The sequence below is a fragment of the Candidatus Pseudomonas phytovorans genome, assembly GCA_029202525.1.
Lineage (GTDB): Bacteria > Pseudomonadota > Gammaproteobacteria > Pseudomonadales > Pseudomonadaceae > Aquipseudomonas > Aquipseudomonas phytovorans.
Genome location: CP119325.1, coordinates 991,141 through 1,015,224, shown reverse-complemented (window position 1 = coordinate 1,015,224; position 24,084 = coordinate 991,141). Strand labels below are relative to the sequence as shown.

General features: G+C 63.4%; 19 protein-coding genes and 1 riboswitch. Of the genes, 10 read left to right on the top strand and 9 right to left on the bottom strand.

Annotated features, from left to right (window positions below; all coding sequences use genetic code 11):
• Positions 1-64 precede the first annotated feature (64 nt).
• Positions 65-1,216, top strand: a complete 1,152-nt coding sequence (locus P0Y58_04435) for an MltA domain-containing protein (protein WEK31449.1) — start codon at positions 65-67, stop codon at positions 1,214-1,216.
• Positions 1,217-1,327: 111 nt separating this feature from the next.
• On the opposite strand, the gene P0Y58_04430 is transcribed toward P0Y58_04435, so the two are convergent.
• Both P0Y58_04430 and P0Y58_04425 read right to left on the bottom strand, forming a co-directional pair.
• On the bottom strand, positions 1,328-1,714 hold the full coding sequence (locus P0Y58_04430; protein ID WEK31448.1) for an MAPEG family protein: 387 nt from the start codon (positions 1,712-1,714) through the stop codon (positions 1,328-1,330).
• 26 nt (positions 1,715-1,740) lie between these two features.
• On the bottom strand, positions 1,741-2,574 hold the full coding sequence (locus P0Y58_04425; GenBank protein WEK31447.1) for an EamA family transporter: 834 nt from the start codon (positions 2,572-2,574) through the stop codon (positions 1,741-1,743).
• Between the two features lie 191 nt (positions 2,575-2,765).
• On the opposite strand from P0Y58_04425, the gene P0Y58_04420 reads away from it, so the two are divergent.
• Positions 2,766-4,001 (top strand): sodium:proton antiporter, encoded by a 1,236-nt coding sequence (locus P0Y58_04420; GenBank protein WEK31446.1) that lies wholly within the window; start codon positions 2,766-2,768, stop codon positions 3,999-4,001.
• A 118-nt stretch (positions 4,002-4,119) separates the two neighbouring features.
• Here the strand turns inward: P0Y58_04420 and P0Y58_04415 are convergent, their stop codons facing one another.
• Positions 4,120-4,521, bottom strand: a complete 402-nt coding sequence (locus P0Y58_04415) for a hotdog domain-containing protein (GenBank protein WEK31445.1) — start codon at positions 4,519-4,521, stop codon at positions 4,120-4,122.
• 178 nt (positions 4,522-4,699) lie between these two features.
• A riboswitch (S-adenosyl-L-homocysteine riboswitch) is annotated at positions 4,700-4,810 on the top strand.
• Between the two features lie 20 nt (positions 4,811-4,830).
• Here P0Y58_04415 and ahcY point away from each other — a divergent pair.
• From ahcY to P0Y58_04390, 5 genes are all read left to right on the top strand, one after another.
• A complete protein-coding gene (gene ahcY, locus P0Y58_04410) occupies positions 4,831-6,240 on the top strand; it encodes an adenosylhomocysteinase (protein WEK31444.1) in 1,410 nt (469 codons plus the stop codon).
• Between the two features lie 106 nt (positions 6,241-6,346).
• Positions 6,347-7,192 (top strand): methylenetetrahydrofolate reductase [NAD(P)H], encoded by an 846-nt coding sequence (gene metF, locus P0Y58_04405; GenBank protein ID WEK31443.1) that lies wholly within the window; start codon positions 6,347-6,349, stop codon positions 7,190-7,192.
• Positions 7,193-7,285: 93 nt separating this feature from the next.
• Positions 7,286-8,365 carry a hypothetical protein gene (locus tag P0Y58_04400; protein ID WEK31442.1) on the top strand — a complete coding sequence of 360 codons (1,080 nt, stop codon included), beginning with the start codon at positions 7,286-7,288 and terminating at the stop codon, positions 8,363-8,365.
• A gap of 43 nt (positions 8,366-8,408) precedes the next feature.
• Complete coding sequence (locus tag P0Y58_04395; protein WEK31441.1) at positions 8,409-9,197, top strand: transporter substrate-binding domain-containing protein; 789 nt, start codon at positions 8,409-8,411, stop codon at positions 9,195-9,197.
• 215 nt (positions 9,198-9,412) lie between these two features.
• Positions 9,413-11,335 (top strand): DEAD/DEAH box helicase, encoded by a 1,923-nt coding sequence (locus P0Y58_04390; protein ID WEK31440.1) that lies wholly within the window; start codon positions 9,413-9,415, stop codon positions 11,333-11,335.
• A 51-nt stretch (positions 11,336-11,386) separates the two neighbouring features.
• Here P0Y58_04390 and P0Y58_04385 read toward each other — a convergent pair whose 3' ends face one another.
• The 3 genes from P0Y58_04385 to P0Y58_04375 all read right to left on the bottom strand — a co-directional run bounded on the left by P0Y58_04385 (position 11,387) and on the right by P0Y58_04375 (position 14,824).
• Entirely contained in the window at positions 11,387-11,965 is a 579-nt protein-coding gene (locus P0Y58_04385; protein ID WEK31439.1) for a YceI family protein, read from the bottom strand.
• Between the two features lie 34 nt (positions 11,966-11,999).
• The gene (locus tag P0Y58_04380) at positions 12,000-12,551 is read right to left on the bottom strand and encodes a cytochrome b (GenBank protein ID WEK31438.1); all 552 of its coding nucleotides are present in this window, start codon (positions 12,549-12,551) and stop codon (positions 12,000-12,002) included.
• A gap of 407 nt (positions 12,552-12,958) precedes the next feature.
• A complete protein-coding gene (locus P0Y58_04375) occupies positions 12,959-14,824 on the bottom strand; it encodes an FAD-dependent oxidoreductase (GenBank protein WEK31437.1) in 1,866 nt (621 codons plus the stop codon).
• Between the two features lie 211 nt (positions 14,825-15,035).
• On the opposite strand from P0Y58_04375, the gene P0Y58_04370 reads away from it, so the two are divergent.
• The 3 genes from P0Y58_04370 to P0Y58_04360 all read left to right on the top strand — a co-directional run bounded on the left by P0Y58_04370 (position 15,036) and on the right by P0Y58_04360 (position 17,898).
• Complete coding sequence (locus P0Y58_04370; protein ID WEK31436.1) at positions 15,036-15,518, top strand: hypothetical protein; 483 nt, start codon at positions 15,036-15,038, stop codon at positions 15,516-15,518.
• A 79-nt stretch (positions 15,519-15,597) separates the two neighbouring features.
• A complete protein-coding gene (locus P0Y58_04365; protein ID WEK31435.1) occupies positions 15,598-17,004 on the top strand; it encodes an adenosylmethionine--8-amino-7-oxononanoate transaminase in 1,407 nt (468 codons plus the stop codon).
• A gap of 174 nt (positions 17,005-17,178) precedes the next feature.
• Positions 17,179-17,898, top strand: a complete 720-nt coding sequence (locus tag P0Y58_04360) for a 16S rRNA (uracil(1498)-N(3))-methyltransferase (protein WEK31434.1) — start codon at positions 17,179-17,181, stop codon at positions 17,896-17,898.
• Here P0Y58_04360 and P0Y58_04355 read toward each other — a convergent pair whose 3' ends face one another.
• The 3 genes from P0Y58_04355 to P0Y58_04345 form a co-directional block, all read right to left on the bottom strand.
• On the bottom strand, positions 17,899-18,516 hold the full coding sequence (locus P0Y58_04355; protein WEK31433.1) for a hemolysin III family protein: 618 nt from the start codon (positions 18,514-18,516) through the stop codon (positions 17,899-17,901).
• A 139-nt stretch (positions 18,517-18,655) separates the two neighbouring features.
• Complete coding sequence (locus P0Y58_04350) at positions 18,656-19,129, bottom strand: chemotaxis protein CheW (GenBank protein ID WEK31432.1); 474 nt, start codon at positions 19,127-19,129, stop codon at positions 18,656-18,658.
• Positions 19,122-24,065, bottom strand: coding sequence for an Hpt domain-containing protein (locus tag P0Y58_04345; GenBank protein ID WEK31431.1), 4,944 nt, complete (start codon positions 24,063-24,065; stop codon positions 19,122-19,124). Before P0Y58_04345 ends, P0Y58_04350 begins: the two co-directional genes overlap by 8 nt.
• Positions 24,066-24,084: the final 19 nt, after the last annotated feature.

Here is a 24,084-nt window from a genome sequence, read left to right as displayed (position 1 = left end):
AACACCAATAGCCACATAAAAAACAGGGGCGAATTTTCATGTTCGCCCTGACAGGAATGCACACATGACATCTGCCCTGCGCCACCTGGCCTGGACACTCCCGGTGCTGGCTTTGCTGGCGGGCTGCAACGGCGGCGAGAGCGCCAAGCCCGAGCCCCACGCCATCGCCACCTACGCCCCGGCCACCTGGAAAGACTTGCCCGCAGTCAGCGATGAAGACCTGCTGGCCGGCTTCTACGCCTGGCGCAGCGGCTGTGAAAAGCTCAAGCGCGACCCGGTGTGGGCCGCCACCTGCGAAGCGGCTGGCAGTGCTACGGCCAGCGCCACCCAGGTACGTACCTTCCTTGAACAGAACCTGCAGGTATACGGCCTGCGCTCCGCCGAAAACAACGCCAACGGCCTGATTACCGGCTACTACGAGCCGGTCTACCCCGGCAGCCTGAGCCAGTCGGCGACCAACCATGTGGCGGTCTACGGCACACCTGATGACATGATCGTGGTCGACCTGGCCAGCGTGTATCCGGAACTCAAGGGCAAACGCCTGCGCGGTCGCCTTGATGGCCGGGTGCTCAAGCCGTACGACACTGCCGAGGTGATCAACCGTGACGGCGTCAAGGCTCCGGTGCTGGCCTGGCTGACAGATCCGATGGACCTGCAATTCCTGCAGATCCAGGGTTCTGGCCGGGTACAGCTGGAAGACGGCCGTCAGCTGCGCCTGGGCTACGCCGACCAGAACGGCCACCCCTACCGGCCGATCGGCCGCTGGCTGGTGGAACAGGGCCAGCTGAAAAAAGAAGACGTGAGCATGGGCGCCATTCATGCCTGGGCCCAGGCCAACCCGCAGCGCGTTCCGGAACTGCTGGCCAGCAACCCCAGCTACGTGTTCTTCAGTACACGCCCGGACAGCAACGAAGGCCCGCGCGGTTCGCTGAACGTGCCGCTGACAGCGGGCTACAGCGTGGCTATCGATCGCAAGGTAATCCCGTTGGGCAGCCTGCTGTGGCTGTCCACCACCCGCCCGGACGGCTCGCCGGTGGTGCGCCCGGTGGGGGCCCAGGACACGGGCGGGGCGATTGCCGGTGAAGTGCGTGCCGACCTGTTCTGGGGTACCGGGCCGGAGGCCGGCGAACTGGCCGGGAACATGAAACAGCAAGGGCAGATCTGGATGCTGTGGCCCAAGGGCCAGCCGTTGCCCGAAGTACCTAAAGTGCCTTGATCGGTGATGGATTCTTCGCGGGCTCGCCCGCTCCCACAGGTACACCACAGCCCTTGAATGCTGCGCTGTACCTGTGGGAGCGGGCAAGCCCGCGAAGCAGGCGACCCGGTTTCAGATGGAAACCCCAAAGAACGCCACAATTATCGCCAACCCGGCAAACCACACCAGCGAGCGCAAGGCAGCCCAATCGGCCAGGTAGCAGATGATGTAAAGCAAGCGGCTGGTGATGTACATCACCCCCAGCACATCCTGCGTCACCTGCTCGGCGTTGCCGACGATATCCGCCACCAGCACCGCCGCAGCAAACGCCGGGAACGCTTCGTAGCCGTTCTGCTGCGCAGCATGAGCACGGCGTGGCAAGCCCGACAAGGTGTCCAGGAAAGCGCGAGGGTCGTGATTGTGCTTGAGGCCGAACCGGCCGCTGCTCACCTTGGCGATCAAGGCACACAGCGGGTTCAGCAGCAGCGCGATCAGGATGCACCACAGGGCAACGGTCATGCTCAGGACTCCTTGTTAAAAATGGGTTAGAGCTTCATCACCAGCATGCCTGCCAGGACCAGCCCGCAAGCTAGGAGTCTCGGCCCGCCAAAAGGTTCTTTGAGGTAGCGCATACCCAGCAACACCACCAGGATCACGCTCAACTCCCGCAGCGCGGCCGCCTCGGCCACCGACCCCAGGTGCATGGCCCACAGCACCAGGGCATAACTGAACAATACGCAGAACCCTACCGCCAGGCCCAGGCGCCATTGCGTTCGCCAGAACAAGACAAACGGCGCCCGCCGCGCCACAGTGGCCACCAGCGGGAATTGCCAGGCACTGAGCAGGGTCAGCCACACCAGGTAGTCCCACGGTTTGCCCCACAAGCGCACTGCCTGGCCGTCGAACCAGGTGTAACAGCCGATACACAGGCCGATCAGCGCAACCACCGGCAGCATCGACCAGGGCAGCCGGTCACCGCCACCGCCCTGCCACAGCAGACAAGCCATGCCACACGGGATCAGCAGGATGCCGATGATCTGCTGCTGGCTCAGCGATTCCCCGGCAAAGGCCAGGGTCAGCCCCAGCACCACCAGCGGCGACAGCCCGCGCATCAGAGGATAGACCAGCCCCAGGTCGCCCACGCGGTACGCCTGGATCAGCAGGTAGCGATACAGCTGCTCGGCCAGCGCCGAGGCGATCAACCACGGCCATATTTCAGCCGGCGGCAGATCGACGAAAGCGACAGCCAGCACTGCGAACACCAGCGCCACCGTGTCCATGCTGGCGATCACCAGCAAGCGCTCGCCGCTGAATTTGATCAGGGTATTCCAGGTCGCATGCAGCAGGGCGGCGACCAGCACCAGGGATGTTGCCAACACGCCTTCTTATCCTTATGCCTCTTTATGGCTGTGAATATATAGCGTTCGGGAGCTGTTGTACGGGCCCCGTACATGGGAACGATTTGGACTAATTGGGTCAAAGCTTGTGTCCCGAACCCCGCGCCAGGTCATCAAAGAACTGCCCGAGCCATTCGGGTAACGACTTGGAAGCCACTGTCACAGGATTCGGGATGCTTGAATTAGTTGCCGCGTTTATTTGCCTCACCACCCTCCTTACTTATGTAAATTACCGCTTCATCGGCCTGCCCCCCGCCATCGGCGTGATGGTCACGGCACTGCTGTTCTCCCTGATGCTGCAGGGCCTTAGCCTGATCGGCTTCCCAGGCCTTGAAGAGCGCGTCGAAGGCCTGATGAACCAGATCGACTTCAACGACCTGCTCATGCACTGGATGCTCGCATTCCTGCTGTTTGCCGGCGCCCTGCACGTCAACCTCACCGACCTGCGCAGCTACCGCTGGCCAATCGGCTTGCTCGCCACGATAGGCGTGCTGATCGCAACGGTCGTCATCGGCTACCTGTCGCACTGGGTCTTCGCCCTGTTCGGCTGGCAGGTGCCGCTGATCTATTGCCTGCTGTTCGGCGCACTGATTTCCCCGACCGACCCCATTGCAGTACTCGGCGCCTTGCGTACTGCAAATGCATCGAAACCGCTGAAAACCACCATCGTGGGTGAGTCGCTGTTCAACGATGGCACGGCGGTAGTGGTGTTCACCGTGCTGCTGGGCATCATCCAGCTGGGCGAAACACCCAGCATCACCGACACCGCGATCCTGTTCGCCCGCGAGGCCATTGGCGGCGTAGTGTTCGGCGGCCTGATCGGCTACGCCACCTACCGCATGATCAAGAGCATCGAGCAGTACCAGGTGGAAGTCATGCTGACGCTCGCGCTGGTCATCGGTGGCTCGGCCATGTGTTACGAGCTGCACGTCTCGGCGCCGATCGCCATGGTGGTGGCCGGCCTGATCATCGGCAACCTGGGGCGCAATCTGGCGATGAACGACATGACCCGTCGCTACATGGACGGTTTCTGGGAGCTCATCGATGACATGCTCAACGCCTTGCTGTTCGCACTGATCGGCCTGGAGCTGTTGCTGCTGCCGTTCAACTGGATGCACCTGGCGGCCGGCAGCGTGCTGGCGCTGGCGGTGCTGCTGTCGCGGCTGCTGACCGTGGCTCCGGCCATCGTGCTGCTGCGCCGCTGGCGCCCGGTGCCCAAGGGCACGGTGCGGGTGCTGACCTGGGGCGGCCTGCGTGGCGGGGTATCGGTTGCCCTGGCGCTGTCGCTGCCACTGGGTGAGGAGCGTGACCTGCTGCTGTCGATCACCTACATCGTGGTGTTGTCGTCGATTCTGGTGCAGGGTTTGAGCATTGGCCGGGTGGTGCGCCAGGTCAGCGCCCACCCTTGAGAATGCCGGGGCCGCTTTGCGGCCCAATCGCGACGCAAGGCCGCTCCCACAAGGAGAATGCGATTACCTGTGGGAGCGGCCTTGTGTCGCGATTGGGCTGCGGAGCAGCCCCAGAAAATCACTCTACTGCAGAGTCCGGGAACTGGTCCTGCACGTACTTGATCTCGGTACGCCCATGGGCTGCCGGCAAGCCATCATCGCCCAGGTTGACGAACACCATCTTGTCGACGGTCAGGATGCTCTTGCGGGTGATCTTGTTGCGCACTTCGCATTTGAGGGTGATCGAGGTGCGGCCGAACTCGGTGGCAGTGATGCCCAGTTCGATGATGTCGCCCTGGCGCGAAGCGCTGACGAAATTGATTTCCGATATGTATTTGGTGACCACGCGCTGGTTGCCCAACTGGACGATGGCGTAGATGGCCGCCTCTTCGTCGATCCAGCGCAACAGGCTGCCACCGAACAGCGTGCCATTAGGGTTGAGGTCTTCGGGTTTAACCCACTTGCGGGTGTGAAAGTTCATCTGTACTCCTGACCTGCTTGGCTAACGTGTAGCAATCATGGCAGAGCGGCCGCCTTCGCTCCATTGAACATCGACTATCGTCGCGATTAATCGACAGAAAACCTTGGGCAAGCCAGCAGGCGCAGCTATAATCTCCGCCGCTTTACATGGTTGCCCACAGCGGTGCCATGCCCGCCACCTGTCCGAGGGGCGCTGCAGCAGACTAGGGTTTGTAGCCTAGGCCTGTCAGGCTCGGATGGGGCGTTGCTCGCTCTTGCGGGCGCTTAACGCACAACGGCGCCCATTCGCACACTACGAATGGAGGCTCTCATGAGCGCTGCAAACATGCCTGCTGGTTTTACCGATTTCAAAGTCGCCGACATCTCCCTGGCCGCCTGGGGCCGTCGCGAAACCATCATTGCCGAATCGGAAATGCCAGCCCTGATGGGCCTGCGTCGCAAGTACCTGACCGAGCAACCGCTCAAGGGTGCGAAGATCCTGGGCTGCATCCACATGACCATCCAGACTGCCGTGCTGATCGAAACCCTGGTAGCCCTGGGTGCCGAAGTGCGCTGGTCGTCCTGCAACATCTTCTCGACTCAAGACCAGGCCGCCGCATCGATCGCCGCCGCCGGCATTCCGGTATTCGCCTGGAAAGGCGAAACTGAAGAAGAGTACGAGTGGTGCCTGGAGCAGACCATCCTGAAAGATGGCCAGCCATGGGACGCCAACATGATCCTCGACGACGGTGGCGACCTGACCGAACTGCTGCACAACAAGTACCCACAGGTACTGGACCGCGTGCACGGTGTGACCGAAGAGACCACCACCGGCGTGCACCGCCTGCTGGACATGCTGGCCAAGGGCGAGCTGAAAGTGCCGGCGATCAACGTCAACGATTCGGTTACCAAGAGCAAGAACGACAACAAGTACGGCTGCCGTCACAGCCTGAACGACGCCATCAAGCGTGGTACCGACCACCTGCTGTCGGGCAAGCAAGCCCTGGTGATCGGCTACGGTGACGTGGGCAAGGGCTCGGCTCAGTCCCTGCGTCAGGAAGGCATGATCGTCAAGGTCACCGAAGTTGACCCGATCTGCGCCATGCAAGCCTGCATGGACGGCTTCGAGCTGGTCTCGCCGTTCATCGACGGTATCAACGACGGCACCGAAGCCAGCATCGACAAGGCCCTGCTGGGCAAGATCGACCTGATCGTCACCACCACCGGTAACGTCAACGTCTGCGACGCCAATATGCTCAAGGCCCTGAAGAAGCGTGCAGTGGTTTGCAACATCGGCCACTTCGACAACGAAATCGACACCGCCTTCATGCGCAAGAACTGGGCATGGGAAGAGGTCAAGCCGCAGGTACACAAGATCCACCGCACCGGCGCTGGCAGCTTCGACCCACAAAACGACGACTACCTGATCCTGCTGGCCGAAGGCCGCCTGGTCAACCTGGGTAACGCCACTGGCCACCCAAGCCGCATCATGGACGGTTCGTTCGCCAACCAGGTGCTGGCACAGATCTTCCTGTTCGAGCAGAAGTACGCCGACCTGTCGGCCGAGAAGAAAGCCGAGCGCCTGACCGTTGAAGTGCTGCCGAAGAAACTCGACGAAGAAGTGGCCCTGGAAATGGTCCGCGGCTTCGGCGGCGTGGTCACTCAGCTGACCAAGCAGCAAGCCGACTACATCGGCGTGACCGTCGAAGGCCCGTTCAAGCCGCACGCCTACCGCTACTAAGCGACAGCCGCAGCACTCTTGAACGATGCCAAGCCAGGTCGGCCTCTACCGATCTGGCTTTTACTTGCAGCTTGCCGCTAGAAGCTTGCTGCCAGAGGAACGCCTGATGTCACAAGAACGCCGCTACAGTTTCGAGTTCTTCCCGACCAAGACCGACGCCGGTCATGAAAAGCTGATGGGCGTCGCCCGCCAGTTGGCTGCCTGCAACCCGGACTTCTTCTCCTGCACCTACGGTGCCGGTGGCTCGACCCGCGACCGCACGCTGAACACCGTGCTGCAGCTGGAAAACGAAGTGAAGGTACCTGCTGCACCGCACCTGTCGTGCGTGGGCGACACCAAGGCCGAACTGCGCGCCTTGCTGGCCGAGTACAAGGCCGCCGGCATCAAGCGCATCGTTGCCTTGCGCGGCGACCTGCCGTCGGGCATGGGCATGGCCAGTGGCGAATTGCGCTACGCCAGCGACCTGGTCGAGTTCATCCGCCAGGAAACCGCTGATCACTTCCACCTGGAAGTGGCCGCCTATCCCGAGATGCACCCGCAGGCACGCAACTTCGAGGCCGACCTGGGCAACTTCGTGCACAAGGTCAAGGCCGGTGCCGACAGCGCCATCACCCAGTACTTCTTCAACGCCGACAGCTACTTCTACTTTGTCGAGCGCGCACAGAAGCTGGGCGTGGACATCCCGGTGGTGCCAGGCATCATGCCGATTACCAACTACAGCAAGCTGGCGCGTTTCTCCGACGCCTGTGGCGCCGAAATCCCGCGCTGGATCCGCAAGCAGCTGGAAGCCTATGGTGATGACACCGCCAGCATCCAGGCCTTCGGCGAAGAAGTGATCACCCGCATGTGCGAACAACTGCTGCAAGGCGGCGCACCGGGCCTGCACTTCTATACCCTGAACCAGGCCGACGCGAGCCTGGCGCTGTGGAACAACCTCAAGCTGCCGCGCTGAAACTTTTTGGCAAAGTTTGCTTAAGAAATGCTTAAGGCTTGGGTCATAGACTCAAGCCTTATTCATTTTCGGGTCATACAGGTCTTGCCAGCCATGCAACATCCCCAGCCCTCGCGCCCGCAGCTCGTCTACCTGGCTTTCGGCCCGGCAACCTACCATCAGGAAGCCTGCTTCAGCATCGTCAGCGCCCTCGCCCACCTGGGCACGGCAGCAGGCGAGGCCATGGACATCCAGGTGTACACCGACAACCCGCAGCCCTACGCCAGCCTGCCCGTCACCGTTCATTTGCTGGACGAAGCCACGCGCCAGGCCTGGAACGCCCCGCACGGTTATCATTTTCGCAGCAAGCATGTACTGCTGCGCCAGGTGCTGCAGCAGCACCCGCTGGCAGTACTGATCGACACCGACACCTTCTTCCGCACCTCGCCGCTGCACCTGTTCGCCCGGGTGGCCCCGGGCAAGCTGCTGTGCAACGCCATTGGCCCGCGCTATGGCGCAAACCAGACGTGCCTGCTGTACCGGAACCTGCTGTCCATCCTGCAAGCCCGTGGCCTGGCCGACTGCCAGATGCCACTGGTCAACTCCGGGGTCATCGGCCTCACCGCCGGGGACGCCAGCGCCCTGGACCATTCCATCGACCTGATGGACGCGTTTCACCCGCTGGCGCGCGAGGCCTACACCCTCGAAGAGTTCTGCCTGGCAGTGGCGGCCTATCGCAAACTGGAAGTGACCGAGTGCACCGATGTCATCCACCATTACTGGAGCCGCAAGGCGCAATTTCGCGCCAAGATCCAGGCTTGGCTGCGCAAGCACGGCCATGACCCACTGAGCCAGGCGGCACTGGCCGACGTTGCCTTGGTCAACGACCAGCTGCCGCGGCCACCGACACTGCATCGCTTGGGCTACAAGGCGCTGAGCCTGACCCTGCCGAGCCACGAGCGCCAGTTTGCCCGCGAATTACTGTACGGCTGCTATCCCTACCCCAACGAGTTCGACCGTGCCTGCGCACCGGCCTGGTGGGACAAAGCGCTGGAAAACCTCAACGCCCGCCATGGCCGCATGGAACCCGAACGACTGCGCCAGTGCCTGCGTCACCCTGGGTTGCGCCTGTCACTGGGTGAGCGGCGCAAAGATATCGAGGTGCACCTGCTGAGGCCCTCCCAGACTGAGTAAGCCTGTGCTGGCCTTGATTCCGCCGAGCGCGTAATCTCCGGCCATGCCACTCGTCGCCCGCCTGTTCTGGATCCTGCTGCTCGCCTGCCTGAGCCCGTTGGCCCTGGGCGAGCGCCTGCGCCTGGTTTCAGATGACTGGGCGCCCTACATTTATCAACACGATGGCCAGCCCCACGGTATCGACTACGAGGTCACTACCGAGGTTTTCAAACGCCTTGGCGTCGAAGTGGAATGGCAGTTCCTTCCATGGAAGCGCTGCCTGGCAATGGTCGAACAAGGTCTGGCCGATGGCATTCTGGACATCTTTCAGACCGAAGCCCGGCGCCCCTATCTGGTATACGCCCCCGAGCCCTTGTCGGAGGTCGAGTTCGTGCTGTTCCAGGCGCGCGCACACCGCCATGCAGTGGCCGGGCCAGACGACCTCACGGGCCTCACTGTAGGTACCTCGCCCGGCTACGCCTATGGCGCCGCGTTCAACCAGGCCACACATTTTCAACGTGAAGCCGCACCGACCCAGGAAGCCAACTTCGGCAAACTGGTGCTGGGCCGTATCGACCTGGCAATCACCGACCGTATGGTTGGGCATTACCTGATCCGCCATCTGGGCCTGGCTCAGCAGGTCGAAGAACTGCCTCTGGTGATCAACCGCCAGGCCCAGTACCTGGGGCTGGTGCGCAAGCCGGGGCGCGAAGCACTGGCCCTGGCCTTTGCCGAAGAACTGCAGCGTTTCAAGCAGGAACCGGCCTTTGCCGCCATCAGTCAGCGCTATACAGGCGACATCGGAAACATTCTCAACGCCGTTGAGCAGCAGGAAAGCAGCACAGCGCGATAGCTCTGTTATACTCGGGCCTTCCCGCCCGGCTCACGCCCGGACGCTGGCCTCGCAACAGGCATCCCGATCGGCACCGACGCACCTTCGCGTCACCCTCCTTTCCCGGATGTGCAGTGAAAGCCCAGCTGGACCGGACGCGATCGCATCCCACCGATGCCCCTCGCGCCAGGCAGAACATCCCAACGGGCCCAGCCCACACGAGAACAGGATCGCCCATGTCCTTTGCTTCCCTCGGTCTCTCCGAGGCTCTTGTCCGCGCTATCGAGGCTGCGGGCTATACCCAGCCGACCCCTGTGCAACAGCGGGCGATTCCCGCCGTGTTGCAAGGCCGCGACCTGATGGTTGCCGCACAGACAGGTACTGGTAAAACCGGCGGTTTCGCCCTGCCGATTCTCGAGCGCCTGTTCCCGGCCGGCCACCCCGACAAGTCGCAGCGTCACGGCCCGCGCCAACCGCGCGTACTGGTCCTGACTCCGACTCGCGAGCTGGCAGCCCAGGTGCACGACAGCTTCAAGGTCTATGCCCGTGACCTGCCACTGGTCAGCGCCTGCATCTTCGGCGGCGTTGGCATGAACCCGCAGGTCCAGGCGATTGCCAAAGGCGTTGACGTGCTGGTTGCCTGCCCGGGCCGCCTGCTCGACCTGGCCGGCCAAGGCAAGGTCGACCTGGCCCATGTGGAAATCCTCGTGCTCGACGAAGCCGACCGCATGCTCGACATGGGCTTCATCCATGACGTCAAGAAGGTCTTGGCGCGCCTGCCAACCAAACGCCAGAACCTGCTGTTCTCGGCCACCTTCTCCAAGGACATCACCGACCTCGCCGACAAGCTCCTGCACAACCCGGAGCGTATCGAGGTCACGCCGCCGAACACCACCGTAGAGCGCATCGAACAGCGCGTCTATCGCCTGCCCGCCAGCCACAAGCGTGCGCTGCTGGCACACCTGATCACCCTGGGTGCCTGGGAACAGGTGTTGGTGTTCACCCGTACCAAGCACGGCGCCAACCGCCTGGCCGAGTACCTGGAAAAGCAAGGCCTGACCGCCGCTGCAATTCACGGCAACAAGAGCCAGAACGCCCGCACCAAGGCCCTGGCCGACTTCAAAGCCAACAGCGTGCGCGTACTGGTCGCCACCGACATCGCCGCCCGCGGCCTGGACATCGACCAGTTGCCCCACGTGGTCAACTTCGAGTTGCCGAATGTCGAGGAAGATTACGTGCACCGTATCGGCCGTACTGGCCGTGCCGGTCGTTCGGGCGAGGCCATTTCGCTGGTCGCACCGGATGAAGAGAAGCTGCTCAAGAGCATCGAACGGGTAACCCGGCAGAAGATCGCGGACGGCGACCTGATGGGCTTTGACGCCAGCCAGGTGGAAGCCGAGAAACCCGAGGTACGCGAACGCCCGCAAAGCAACGGCCGTGGCGGTCGCAACCAGCAGGCCCGTGGTGAAGGCAGTAAAGACACCAACGGCGGCCGCAAGGACAAAGGCAAGGATAAAGGCAAGGCCAAGCCACAGGCTGCCGAAAAGCCGGCCGACAAGGAAAAGAGCGGCGACAGGCAACAGCAGCCGCGAAACCCGCGTGACAAGAAACCACGCCAGCCACAGCAGCAGGCCAGCAGCAGCGCGCCTAAAGCACAGGGTAATCGCGACCCGGAAGAGTTCCTGGACGACGACGTCGACAACTTCGGCAACCGCGCCGACTATGTCAGCCCGTACCAAGGCAAGAACCAGGGGCGTAACCGTCGCCCGGGCGCTGCCGCAGGCGCAGGCGCAGGCGCAGGCCAGGCTCAGGGAACCAGTCAACGCAGCAACGCTGGCGGCCAGCAACGCAGTAGTGGCAGCGCTGGCGCCGAAAAACGCAGTGGTGGCAGCGCCGGCGGCGATAAACGCCCGCCCCGCGCCAACAACGGTGGCGGTGCCCGTCGTGATGGCGGCGCTGGTGGCCGCAGTCGCCCGGCCCGTGACGATGCTGCCCGGCAAGAGCCGGCCGTGCGCAACCCGCGTCAGCCGGAAAAACAGCCGGTGATCATCCGCAAGGAGTCCAAGCTCGACCGCTTCCCGACGCCTGAGCAGTTGGATGACCTGCCGAGTCGCCCCCGCGGCGAGAAGCCTGCGCTGCTGACCCGCAAGGGCGGATAGCAAAAAAAGGGGGCCGCTAAGCGGCCCCCTTTTTATTTCAGCTAAGCCGAATTACTTCTGCTTCACACCTTCAACACTGATATCCAGGTCCAGGGTCTGCGAAGTCGGGCCTGGGCCTTTGATGCCGAAGTCGTTCAGGTTAAGAGTGGTGGTGGCGTTGAAACCAGCGCGCTCACCGCCCCATGGGTCTTTGCCTTCACCGTTGAAGGTAGCCTTGAAGGTGACCGGCTTGGTCACGCCGTGCATGGTCAGATCACCAGTCACGTCAGCGGTCTTCTCACCGGTGGACTTAACCGCGGTGGAGACGAATTTCGCGTCAGCGAACTTGGCTACATCCAGGAAGTCTTTGCTGGCGATGTGCTTGTCACGCTCAGCATGGTTGGACCACAGGCTGGCGGTTTTCACATCAACGCTGATCTTGCTGGCTTCAGGCTTGGCGCTGTCCCAAGTGAAGTTGCCGTCGAAGTCCTTGAAGGTACCGTGGATGAAGCTGTAGCCCAGGTGGCTGATTTTCCAGTCTACGAACGCGTGCTGGCCTTCCTTGTCGATCTTGTACTCGGCAGCCATGGCCTGGCCGGCGGAAAGCAGAGCGGTACCGAGCGCCAGAGCGGCAAAAGTCTTTTTCAACATCCTTATGTCCTTCCTATGCAATTGAGGTTGAGAGTCAAGCTTTGCGGCCCAACATGCGTGTCAGGGTCGCGTCACGGTCGATGAAATGGTGCTTGAGCGCTGCCAGGGCATGCAACACGGCAAAAATCACCAGGCCCCAGGCCAGCCACAGATGAATCACACCCGCCACATCTGCCTGGTCGGGGAGGTCGCTGATCAGTGCCGGCACTTCAAACAGGCCGAACACCGGAATGCCGACGCCGTCAGCGGTTGAAATCAGGTAACCGGCAGCCATCACCGCAAACAGACCCAGGTACAGGGCCAGATGGCCCAGCTTGGCCGCCAGGCGTGTGACCGCGCCGTGGTTGGCCGGTGCCGGTGGTGGCGGGCTGATGAAACGCCAGACCACCCGCAACAGCATCACCGCCAACAGCACCAGGCCGATGCTCTTGTGCAGGTCCGGGCCGGCCTTGCGCCAAGGGCTGTAGTAGTCGAGCCCGACCATCCAAAGGCCCAGGCCGAACAGGCCGAAGACTGCCAGTGCCACGCCCCAGTGCAGAATGATGCTGACCACGCCGTAGCGAGAAGGTGAATTGCGCAGTTGCATGTTGGCGTGTATCCCCGTGAAAGCTGTGCACAGACTAACGCGTAACGTATCGAAGAAAAGCGGAAAAAGTTGCTTCGGTTTATCGAGAAATCCGATATGTATTCTGTAAGCTTCCCATTAAGGAAACATTAACGATAGTCGGAGAGTGCGAGGTTGTCAGTGCCGGCCCTATCGCCGGCAAGCCAACTCTCATAGAACTGCACTTAACATACAGATGTAGCAGGGACCCTGTGGGAGCGGGCGCGTCGAGGCGTCGAACCGCCGCGAACACCGGCGTTGCCGGTGCCATGCACCGCGTTGGATTCTTCGCGGGCGCGCCCGCTCCCACATGGACTGCACAGGCTCAATGCCTTGGCTGTACCTGTGGGAGCTGGCTTGCCGGCGAAAGGGCCAGCGCTGGCAATAAATCAGCCAGCCTTGGCCTGAGTATTGGCCACAGCCTTCTTGGCCGGTTCGGCCTTGGCAGTCGCTTTCTTGGTCTCAGCAGGCTTGTGCGCTGGCTTGTGCGCAGGCGCATGCTTGACCGATGCGGCCTTGGTTGCCGCAGGCTTGGCAGCGGCTTCCTTGACCACAGGTGCAGGCGCAACCGGTTCTGGGGTAGCTTGTGGCGCAGGCGCAACTACCGGCGCCACCTCCTCAGCCTTGGCGATTGGTTCCACCTTCGCTTCGGGCTTGTCCGCGCCACCAAACAGACGCTTGAAGAAACCGGGCTTGTCCTGCTTGGCCTCTTCGACCTTGGTCGGCTCGGCTTTGACAGGTGCCTTGTCAGCCTTGTCGCCCTTGTCGGACGAACCACCAAACAGGTTGGAGAAGAACCCGCCCTTGCTGTCCTTCGCGGCCGCCGCACCGGCTGCCGCTGCCGCCGCAACCGGCACCGCCTTGGCGGGGTCGAACGACTTGCCGGCCAACAGGTCCTGGGCCTGGATGGCCGCACGCTGGCCGCTGCGCAGGGCGCCTTCCAAGGTGCCCGGGTACAGGGCATCGGTGTGCTCACCGGCAAAGGTGATGCGCTGCACCGGGCGCTCCCACAGGCGCCAGTATTTGCTGATCTGCCCCGGCCCATAAGCCAGGTAGGCGCCACCGGTACCGGCGTCAGTGCTGTAGCGCTTGACCTCGTAACCGGTGAAGGCACCGCGGGCCTGCGGGTAGAACGCATGCAGGCGGATCAGTACCTGGTCGACCATCTGTTTGTCGCCGAACGCCTGCAGCAGGCGGGCGTTGTCGCCGGAGAGGTTGATCACCACGTTCGCGCCGCCTTTGAGCGCCGGCTCGATCCACAGCATGCCAAGGCCGGCGTTACTGAAGATTTCGCCCGACATGCGCGCGCGGCTTTCCCACACAGGCTTCTTGAACTTGAGCATCAGCTGGTCGCGCCAGCCATAGTTGGTACCTTTGAGCGCCGCCAGGTGCTGGTTGTCCAGGCCAGGGGTCATCTGGATCTTGGCAAGGGCGCGCAGCGGTACGGCCATGACCAGATAATCCGCCTGGTAGCCGACACTGCCGACTTTCACCGTGACGCCATCCTTGTCCTGGACGATGGCAGTGACCGGCGAGCTGGTCTTGATGGTTTTAAGCTGTTTGACGAAAGCCTGGGCCAGCACCGGGCTGCCACCCGGCAGGCGAGCTGCCCGCAGGTCACGGTCGCTCACGCCTCGGTACACGCGGTTCTGCTGGGCAAAGTACAGCAGCGACAGGCGCGACGGCTCATCATAGCGGGTACGGATTTGCTGGTTGATCAACTGACGGGCGGTGGTCGGCAGTTGCAGTTTGTCCAGCCAGGTGGAAACGTTGATCTGGTCAAGGGCGAACAGCGTGCTGGTGGCCTGCGGGTTCAGCGGGTCATCGATCGAACGGGCCAGGTCATCGAGGGTTTTCTCGTAGCGCTTGAGCGCTTCGGCGGTAGCGGGTTGCTTGGTGGCCAGGTCGGTGGCGCTGAAGTATTCACCGTCGATCAGGTAACCGGGGGTACGCACAAACTCTGGCGCCGGCAGTGTTTCAAGCTTGAAACGGTCAAGGTACTGGTTGAGCACCGGCTGCGCCTTGGCATTACCGATCCACTCGCTGGTGGCCAGGCCCGAACGCCCGCCCATGCCCGACTTGGCCTCCAGCAGGGTCACCTGCCAGCCTTTGTTCTGCAGCTCATAGGCAGCCGTCAGGCCCGCCAGGCCGCCACCCACGACAATCGCCGTGGGCGTCTTGTCCTTAGCCAGCGCGGCGCCACTGGAAACACCAATCAATACCAACGCGCACAGGCGCACCCAAGCAGCAGCCATGTCGGCGAACTCCGAGTCAAAGGTTACAGAAACGGGGAGAGGCAGGAATGCCCCGGGGGAGATGCGTTAAGAATACGTCACCACTGCCGACCCTGCCAGCGCAGTGATATCAAGTGCCTTTGGCAACTGACATTTTTGCCAGTAGCCATGCCATGCGGGAGCAGGCGAAGCTGGCGAGGATGGCCAGAAGCCCCGCCAGGAGGGCACGCGCATGATCTTCGAGGAGCACTTCCAACACGTTGAACGGCAGTTCTTGTGGCACAAGCAGACGCTGTGCACGCCTTCCGGGCTGAGTATCCGCTCCAACAGCACGTCATGGACCGGCTTTCATGAAGCGTTCAAGGGCGAAGAGGGTACCGAGTTGGTGATTGGTGAGCACAGTGACGTAGAAATCTCCTTCGGCGAGTGCCTGCGCCTGGAGTACTACGTGGTCAGCGATTTCCTGTGTGACGATCTGCACATGCTGTTCGATGCTGAGCAGCATGATTACGACCTGGCTACCCCTGCCCCGCGCAACTTCTACTGGCTCACCCTCGAAGGCAGCGGTTTTCGCGACCTGCGCCCAGGTCCCATCGCCACGCAGCCTTACCACCAGGTGATAGACGGGCCATTCCGGCGCCTGACCATCTCCACTTCGCAGGCTGGCACCGTGCACATCCGCAAGCTCGAATGGACCGGCACCCAGCGTCATTGAACGGCGGCGGTTGTCCTGCCCTGCGGCATTGCTTAGGCTTACGCGGTCGAACCACGCCGCAAAGCCAGGAGAAGTGCCCATGGGCCTCAATGATCAGTGGATGCAACGTGACCTCAAGGTCCTGTGGCACCCCTGTACCCAGATGAAAGACCACGAGCAGCTGCCGCTGATCCCGATCAGGCGCGGCGAAGGCGTGTGGCTCGAAGACTTCGAAGGCAAGCGCTACCTGGATGCGGTGAGCAGCTGGTGGGTCAACGTATTCGGCCACTCCAACCCGCGCATCAACCAGCGCATCAAGGACCAGGTGGACCAGCTGGAGCACGTGATTCTGGCGGGTTTCAGCCACCAGCCGGTGATCGAGCTGTCCGAGCGCCTGGTGGCCATGACCCCGGCCGGGCTCGACCGGGTGTTCTACGCCGACAACGGCTCGTCGTGCATCGAAGTGGCGCTGAAGATGAGCTTCCACTACTGGCAGAACGTCGGCAAGCCAGGCAAGAAGCGCTTCGTCACCCTGACCAACAGCTACCACGGCGAAACCATTGCCGCGATGTCGGTCGGCGATGTGCCGCTGTTCACCGAGACCTACAAGGCGCTGCTGCTCGATACGATCAAGGTGCCGAGCCCGGACTGCTACCTGCGGCCCGAAGGCATGGGCTGGGAAGAGCACTCGCGCAACATGTTCCAGGCCATGGAGCAGACCCTGGCCGAGCACCACGCCTCGATCAGCGCCGTGATCGTCGAGCCGCTGATCCAGGGTGCGGGCGGCATGCGCATGTACCACCCGATCTACCTCAAGCTGCTGCGTGAGGCCTGCGACCGTTACGACGTGCACTTGATTCACGACGAGATTGCCGTAGGCTTTGGCCGCACCGGCACGATGTTCGCCTGTGAACAGGCCGGTATCCGCCCGGACTTCCTGTGCCTGTCCAAGGCTTTGACCGGTGGCTACCTGCCGCTGGCCGCCTGCCTGACCACCGACAAGGTGTACCAGGCCTTCTACGACGACTACCCGACCCTGCGCGCGTTCCTGCACTCGCACAGCTACACCGGCAACCCGCTGGCCTGTGCTGCGGCGCTGGCGACCCTGGACATATTCGAACAGGACAACGTGATCGAAGCCAACAAGGCTCTGGCCACGCGCATGGCCACTGCCACTGCGCACCTGGCCGATCATGCCCACGTTGCCGAAATCCGCCAGACCGGCATGGCCCTGGCCATCGAAATGGTCCAGGACAAGGCCACCAAGGCCGCCTACCCTTGGCAGGAGCGGCGTGGCCTGAAAGTATTCGAGCATGCCCTGACCCGCGGCGCCCTGCTGCGCCCGCTGGGCAGCGTGGTGTACTTCCTGCCGCCGTATGTGATTACCCCGGAGCAGATCGACTTCCTCGCCGAGGTGGCCAGCGAAGGTATCGACATTGCTACCCGCGATAGCGTCAGTGTTGCAGTGCCGGCCAACTTCCATCCCGACTTCCGCGACCCGGGCTAATCTTGCGACCTGAACGCCTAACCCCTGTAGGAGCGGCCTTGTGTCGCGAAAGGGCCGCACAGCGGCCCCGGCAATTTGTGCATCACCGCTGAAATCCTGGGGCTGCTGCGCAGCCCTTTCGCGACACAAGGCCGCTCCTACAAAGGACGAGCCCCCTTTTCCAACGAGCACTCCATGAGACTGTCCCGCTTCTTCATCGACGCCCCCCTGAGCCTTGGCGAGCACGACCTGCCCGAAGCCCAGGCCCACTACATCGGCCGCGTACTGCGCATGGCCCCCGGCGACGCCGTGCAGCTGTTCGACGGCAGCGGCCACGAATACCTTGGCCAGTTGCTTGAAGTGGGCAAGAAGACCGTACGTGTCAGCCTCGACCAGGCCCTCGCCGGCCAGGCCGACTCCCCGCTGCATGTGCACCTCGGCCAGGGCCTGTCCCGTGGCGAGCGCATGGACTGGGCGATCCAGAAGGCCACCGAGCTTGGCGCCAATGAAATCACCCCGATCGTCAGCGAACGCTGCGAAGTGCGCCTGAAAGACGAGCGCGCCGACAAGCGCCTGGCCCACTGGCGCCAGGTTGCGATCAGCGCCTGTGAACAATGCGGCCGCTCTACCCTGCCGGTCATCCACCCCCCGGTGACCCTGGCCGAATGGCTGGCTGGCACCCAGGCTGACCTGAAACTGGTCCTGCACCCGGTAGCCGAGCCGCTTACCAGCCACGACAAACCTGCGACCCTGGCATTCCTGATCGGCCCCGAAGGCGGCCTGAGCGATGCCGAAGTCGAGCAGGCCAAGGCGTCTGGCTTCGACGCCGCGCGCCTCGGTCCACGCGTGCTGCGCACCGAGACAGCACCCGTGGTGGCGCTGTCGGTGGCACAGCAACTGTGGGGCGATTTTTAACTAGCGCACATAGAACGACACCGCCACGAAGTGCAGCAGGCTGCCGGCAATCACAAACAGGTGCCAGATGCCGTGCGCGTGGCGCAAGCGGCTGTCCAGGGCGAAGAAGATGATGCCCACCGTGTACAACACGCCGCCGGCGGCCAGCCAGACAAAGCCGGCGGTGCCCAGGGCCTGCAGCAGTGGGTTGACGGCTACCAGCACGATCCAGCCCATTACTGCATAAATGATGATCGACAGAACCCGCGCCTCGGAGCGCGGCTTGATCTCCTGCAGCATGCCGATCACCGCCAGCCCCCAGACCACACCGAACAAGCTCCAGCCCCAGGGGCCGCGCAGGCTGACCAGGCAGAACGGCGTATAGCTGCCGGCGATCAGCAGGTAGATCGACAGGTGATCGAGCTTGCGCATGATCACCTTCGCCCGCCCGCGGGTGCTGTGGTACAGGGTGGAAATGCTGTACAGCAACAGCAGCGTGCTGCCGTAGATGGAGAAACTGACGATTTTCCACGGGTCGCCTTGCAGGCCCGCGACCACGATCAGCCAGATAGCACCGATACAGGCCAGGACGGCACCGACCAGGTGGGTCCAGGCGTTGAAGCGTTCACCGTAATACATGCAAACACAGACCTCCTGAGGTGGGCTGGGTTCCTGATGTGATGCTTATGGCCTCTTCGCGGGCACGCCCGCTCCCACAGGTTATCCACTGGCCCTGTGGGAGCGGGCGTGCCCGCGAAAGGGCCCTGTGCCTTGCATCCTACCCAAGGTCAGGTTGCAGTTCGGCGTCACGCACCAGCCTCTCCAGCGCCACCAGGTCTGGCACCCGCGCCACCTGCTCACCCACCTGCACCGCCGCCAGTTCCAGCCGCCCCAGCGCCACATCCACATAATTCAGCTGGCTATCGAGCTTGCAAGAACGCGGTATGTCCTGCAGCAGCAGCGCCAGATAGCGCAGCCCGGTGTCGCCCAAGGCATTGAGTACCACAACCCGTGCCCGCTCGCCACACGGTGTCTCACCCCCGCACGCCGCCTCGAAGCCGATCAGCGGCAGGCGCTGTTGGCGCCAGTCGATCCAGCCCAGGTGCCAGGCGGGGTCGCCGTGCTGGCACACCAGGTTGCGCTGCCCGCTCAACTCGGCAACTGCCACGTTGGGCAACACCAGAGTACGGTCTCCCAACGGCAGCAACAGCCCGGTCAGGCTGCTACGCTGGCCGGAAATCAGTTCAAGCATGGGCCTGGCTCCAATGGGCGATGCTCTGCAGCAGCAGCGACTCCTGGTACGGCTTGCCCAGGTATTCGTTGACGCCGATGGCCATGGCGCGGTCGCGGTGCTTCTGCCCGGTGCGCGAGGTAATCATGATGATCGGCAGGTCTTTCAGCCGCTCGTCACGGCGAATGCGTGTGGCCACCTCGAAGCCGTCCATGCGTGGCATCTCAATGTCCAGCAGCAACACGTCGGGGCGGTGCTCTTCCAGCAGGGCCATGGCATCGACCCCGTCCTTGGCCGTAAGCACGCTCATGCCGTGGCGTTCCAGCAGGCGGCTGGTGACTTTGCGCACGGTCACCGAATCATCCACCACCATCACCAGCAACGCACGCCGTGGTGCCGGGCCGAGCAGCTGGCGCTGGCTGCCGCCACCGGGCAAACGGGCCAGGCGCCGCTGCTGGCCGCGCAGCTGGCCAAGCAGGTCGAGAATCAGCACTACCCGGCCATCGCCCAGCAATGTTGCCCCCGACAGCCCTGCAACCGCAGCAAATTGCGGGCCTAGGCTCTTCACCACGATCTCGCGGCTGGGCGACAGGTTGTCGGCCTGGATGGCGAACGATTGCTCCTTGGAATGCACCAGCAGCACCGGCAACGGCACGCTCTGCCCGAGCAACGCAGGGCGCGGCAGGCCTTGCAGCAACTCGCCCAGGTAGCGCAGTTCGTATTCGTGGCCGGCGTAGACATAGCGGGGCGAGTCCAGCTGATAGCACGCCGCCAGTTCTGCCGGCGGCACGCGGACGATGCCCTCGATGGTATTGAGCGGGATGGCGTACTGCTCTTCGCCCAGGTGCACCATCAGCGCCCGGTTGATCGACACGGTGAACGGCAGGCGGATCAGGAACCGCGCGCCCTTGCCCTGGGCCGACTCGATGCTCATCGAGCCACCCAGTTGCTTGACCTCCTCGTGCACCACATCCATGCCCAGGCCGCGCCCGGAAATCTGGGTGATCTTCTCGGCCGTGGAAAACCCCGGTCGCAGGATGAACTGCAGGATCTCGTGATCGCTCAAGTCCGCCTGCGGGTCCAGCAGGCCACGCTTGATGGCCTTGCGCCGTACCGCGTCCAGTGGCACACCGGCACCGTCGTCAGTCATTTCGATAACGATGTCGGCACCTTCGTGGAGCAAATTCAGGTGGATGGTGCCCTGCTCCGGTTTGCCGGCGGCCAGGCGTGCTTCGCGGCTTTCCAGGCCATGGTCGACAGCGTTGCGCAGCATGTGCTCCAGCGGCGCCACCATGCGTTCCAGCACACTGCGGTCCAGTTCGCCTTCAGCGTTGCCTACCACCAGTTCCACCTGCTTGCCCAGTTCGCTGGCCACCTGCCGCACCACACGCTGCAGGCGGGGTACCAGGCGTTCGAAGGGCACCATCAAGGTGGCGGTCAGGCCTTCCTGCAACTGGCTGTTCACCCGGGCCTGTTGCTGCAGCAGGCTGTAGGCCTCCTGGGCGCGCTGGGCGAGGGTTTCCTTCAGGTCGAGCAAGTCCGAGGCAGACTCGAACAAGGCCCGCGACAGTTGCTGCAACTGCGAATGGCGGTCCATTTCCAGGGGGTCGAAGTCGTCGTAGGCATCGCTTTCGAATGGCTGGCGGCTGGAAATCCGCCCTTGGGTCTCGATGTCCAGGCGCAGCAACTGGTCGCGCATGCGCTCCAGGGTGGTTTCCATCTCGTTAAGGGTGAACTGCGCGTCGTTGACCTGCTGCTCAATGCGCCCACGGATGATCGAATGTTCACCCGCCAGGTTGCCCAGGTCATCAAGCAACTCGGCATCCACCTTGACCATGTCGCCTGGCGCCCGCTCTGGTGCTGCCGCCGGCATCTCGCTGGCGGCGGCTTCCACGGGCCCTTGGCCGGCTGCACTGTCGGTCAGGGCTGCGCTGCTGAAGTTGCGGATATAGTCGATCAGCGCCGTGGCGGCATGCAAAGGCTGCCCCAGCCGCACGGCATCAAGCATGTGCGCCAGGCGGTCATGGCAGTTCTGCAACAGGGCGAACAGTGGCGGGCTCGGCGGCAGACGCCCGGCAGCCAGCAATTCGTAAAGGAATTCCAGCTCGTGGGCCAGGTCGCCGATCGGGGCAATTTCGACCATGCGCGCCACACCCTTGAGGGTGTGCAGGTCGCGCATGAGGTTGTCCACCTCGACGCTGCTGCGCGGGTCGGCCTGCCAGCGCGCCAGGGCCGCGGCGGCGCTCTCGACGATATCCGAGCTTTCTTCAAGGAACACTTCCAGCAGCTCTTGGCCGGGGCTTTCCGGCGCGTCAGGCAGTGACTCGACCACCTCTGGCAGCAACGTGTCATGCGACAGCCCCAGGGTATCGGTCAGGTCCATGTCCGGGTGCAGCGGTGTGACCGTGTCGATACCCACAAGGCCGGTGGCATCCGGTGCCAGGGCCTGGTCCAGCAGATTACGCAGGCTGTCGACCAGCTCCGGCCGTGACACGATGTCCTGCCCGGCGGCCACTTCGTCGAGCATGTCCAGCAGGGCTTCATGGCCGCGCTGCATCTGGGTGAAAAACCGTGAATCAGCGGGCAGGCTGCCCTCCTCCACCGCGCCATACAGGTCCAGCAAGGCCTCGCACACGTCATCCATCTGCCACAAGTCGGCCAGGTGCGCGGCGTGGCCCAGGGTAGTCATCTGGTCAAGCAGAGTATCCAGGGCGTCCCGCTGGCCGGGCTGTTGCTGCCAGCGCGACAGCAACGACTCGGCATCCAGCAGAGTGTCCATGGCCTGGGCGAGGAAGCTGGCAATCAGCTGCGGGTCGCGCTTGCTGCGCCGGGCATGCTGCGGGTCGTCGTGCACGCTGGCCAAGTGGCTATCGACGGCCTGGCCAACCGTTTCGATCAGCTCTGCGGCACCAGGGATGGCTGCCAGTGGTGTACTGTCGAGTTGCGCCAGGCCGAGATGGAACAGCGAGCGCGCGGCTTCCAGCCATTCGATCTCGGCCATTTGCAGTGGTAATTGGTGGCCCTTGTATTCCCGGGCCAGGCGGTCGAAGGCAGTGGCCAGTTCGGCGACCGGCATTACCCCGGCCATGGCGGCACTGCCTTTGAGTGTGTGCAGGGCACGTTGCAGGCCATCGCTGACCGGTGTGTCGTGGCCGTCGGCGCCCTGCAGGAAATCATCGAGGCTAGCCAGATGGCCATGCGCCTCACTGCGGAAGATATCCAGCAACTGTGGATCGAGGCCATCGATACTGGCCGCCGCCGGTGCGTCGTTTTCAGCCAGGGCATGCAGATGCCCCGCCAGCTGTTCGATTTCGGTCAGTTGCGGCAGTTGGCCGGCGGCAAAGTCGGCCAGCAGATCGGGCAGATGGACGAACGCTTGTTGCAGGGCCACCACGCCTTCCGGGCTAAGCACGCTGCGGCCCTCCAGCACCCGGTTCAGCAGGTGCTCGGCGCCCCAGGCCAGTTCGGCTACCGCTTCGGCATGCACCATGCGGCCACTGCCTTTGAGCGTATGCAGCGCACGGCGCACTTCCTCCAGTGCCCCGCGCTGCTGGTTGTCGGCACGCCAGCGTAGCCAGTGGCGCTCAATATCCGGCAACAATTCGCCCGCTTCTTCGAGGAACACCTCGCGCAGCTCGTCATCGATGCCATCGCCATTGGCGTCCTGGCCCGTTTGAGCGTCAGCCTGCGCACAGTACACGCCCAACGCCGCCAGGCTGCCACGCGCCCTGTCGATGAACGGCTGGCCATCGGCAAGCGGGTCGGCCACCCGCCACTGCAGGTAACATTCAACGGCGCTCAGGGCCTCGGCCAAGTGGGCCAGCTCATCGGCGGGCGGTTCCTCCTCCAGATGCTGCAACCAACGCTGTGCATAGCTTGCGCAGCCGGCAAGCAGCTCGGCCACGGCGGGTAGCATCAACATGGCCAACGCCCCGCGCACCTGCTGCAGCAGCCCGGGCAAGGGTTGCAACCGCTGCCGGGGCCAGTCGGACTCCACATAATCGCCGATCAGGTCCTTGGCCTGCTGCAACACGTTCAGCGACTCGTTCAGCACCAGCTGGCGGATCTCGGCCAGGTCCGAACCCGGCAGGCCGCCCTGGCCGTTTTCTTCCAGCGGGCCGACCATGCCGTTCAGCGAGGCCTCCACATACAGCAGGGCACCCGCTACATCCATCAACACCGCGTCGTCCACCGCTCGCTCACCCTGGGCCAGGGCCTGCAGCGCCAGCACCTGGTCGATGATCACACGCCGTGGTTGCTGGAAACCCAGCACAGCCAAGGTGTCAGCCACGTGGCGCAGCGGCGCCAGCAGGGCATCGAGCTGCTCGTTGTGCTGGCGGTCGCTGCGCACGAACTGGTCCAGGCGCTCCTTTATGCGCATTAGGTCGTCGCACAGCGCGGTCACCACCGAGCGCAGGGCATCGCGGCCCGGCCCGGCCTGCAACTGATCGCGCCAGTTGCCCAGCGACAGGTCGAGGTTGGCCAGGTCGTCAGAGCCGGCAAAGCGCTGCGCTGCGCCGCTGATCAGGCTGGCCTGGGCCAGCGGCTCGATGCCACGGCAGGCGCGCAGTTGGTTGAGCAGCGGCAGCATCACCAATGGCAGGTCGTGGCGGGCACCGCGCAAACGCTCCAGGTATGAGGGCAACTGCTCCAGGCCGCGGAACAACGCACCCAGGCAATCACCCCGTGGGCTCACCTGGCCGTCGGCCAGGGCCTTGGCGAACAGCTCCAGTTCTTCGGCCAGGCGCGTCGCACCTCGCAGCTCAAGCATACGTAGGCAGCCATGCACCTGGTGCAGGTTGTCGACCACGAAGGCCAGTATCGACAGGTCGCCGGGTTCCCCGGCAAAACGCTCCAGCGCTTGGCGCGCCTGCCCCAGGCAGTCGAGGATGGCAGCCTTTGTCCAGGCCAGCGCCACCGTGTCGTGACGCTCGGGGCTTAAAGCAACAGATGCCATGGGCACTTCCTCAGCGCGG

What these genes read in the sequence shown, in the direction of transcription:
- P0Y58_04435 (WEK31449.1), top strand. Translation starts at nt 65, where the DNA reads ATGACATCTGCCCTGCGCCACCTGGCCTGGACACTCCCGGTGCTGGCT.
- P0Y58_04430 (WEK31448.1), bottom strand. Translation starts at nt 1,714, where the DNA reads ATGACCGTTGCCCTGTGGTGCATCCTGATCGCGCTGCTGCTGAACCCG.
- P0Y58_04420 (WEK31446.1), top strand. Translation starts at nt 2,766, where the DNA reads ATGCTTGAATTAGTTGCCGCGTTTATTTGCCTCACCACCCTCCTTACT.
- P0Y58_04415 (WEK31445.1), bottom strand. Translation starts at nt 4,521, where the DNA reads ATGAACTTTCACACCCGCAAGTGGGTTAAACCCGAAGACCTCAACCCT.
- ahcY (WEK31444.1), top strand. Translation starts at nt 4,831, where the DNA reads ATGAGCGCTGCAAACATGCCTGCTGGTTTTACCGATTTCAAAGTCGCC.
- metF (WEK31443.1), top strand. Translation starts at nt 6,347, where the DNA reads ATGTCACAAGAACGCCGCTACAGTTTCGAGTTCTTCCCGACCAAGACC.
- P0Y58_04400 (WEK31442.1), top strand. Translation starts at nt 7,286, where the DNA reads ATGCAACATCCCCAGCCCTCGCGCCCGCAGCTCGTCTACCTGGCTTTC.
- P0Y58_04395 (WEK31441.1), top strand. Translation starts at nt 8,409, where the DNA reads ATGCCACTCGTCGCCCGCCTGTTCTGGATCCTGCTGCTCGCCTGCCTG.
- P0Y58_04390 (WEK31440.1), top strand. Translation starts at nt 9,413, where the DNA reads ATGTCCTTTGCTTCCCTCGGTCTCTCCGAGGCTCTTGTCCGCGCTATC.
- P0Y58_04385 (WEK31439.1), bottom strand. Translation starts at nt 11,965, where the DNA reads ATGTTGAAAAAGACTTTTGCCGCTCTGGCGCTCGGTACCGCTCTGCTT.
- P0Y58_04380 (WEK31438.1), bottom strand. Translation starts at nt 12,551, where the DNA reads ATGCAACTGCGCAATTCACCTTCTCGCTACGGCGTGGTCAGCATCATT.
- P0Y58_04375 (WEK31437.1), bottom strand. Translation starts at nt 14,824, where the DNA reads ATGGCTGCTGCTTGGGTGCGCCTGTGCGCGTTGGTATTGATTGGTGTT.
- P0Y58_04370 (WEK31436.1), top strand. Translation starts at nt 15,036, where the DNA reads ATGATCTTCGAGGAGCACTTCCAACACGTTGAACGGCAGTTCTTGTGG.
- P0Y58_04365 (WEK31435.1), top strand. Translation starts at nt 15,598, where the DNA reads ATGGGCCTCAATGATCAGTGGATGCAACGTGACCTCAAGGTCCTGTGG.
- P0Y58_04360 (WEK31434.1), top strand. Translation starts at nt 17,179, where the DNA reads ATGAGACTGTCCCGCTTCTTCATCGACGCCCCCCTGAGCCTTGGCGAG.
- P0Y58_04355 (WEK31433.1), bottom strand. Translation starts at nt 18,516, where the DNA reads ATGTATTACGGTGAACGCTTCAACGCCTGGACCCACCTGGTCGGTGCC.
- P0Y58_04350 (WEK31432.1), bottom strand. Translation starts at nt 19,129, where the DNA reads ATGCTTGAACTGATTTCCGGCCAGCGTAGCAGCCTGACCGGGCTGTTG.
- P0Y58_04345 (WEK31431.1), bottom strand. Translation starts at nt 24,065, where the DNA reads ATGGCATCTGTTGCTTTAAGCCCCGAGCGTCACGACACGGTGGCGCTG.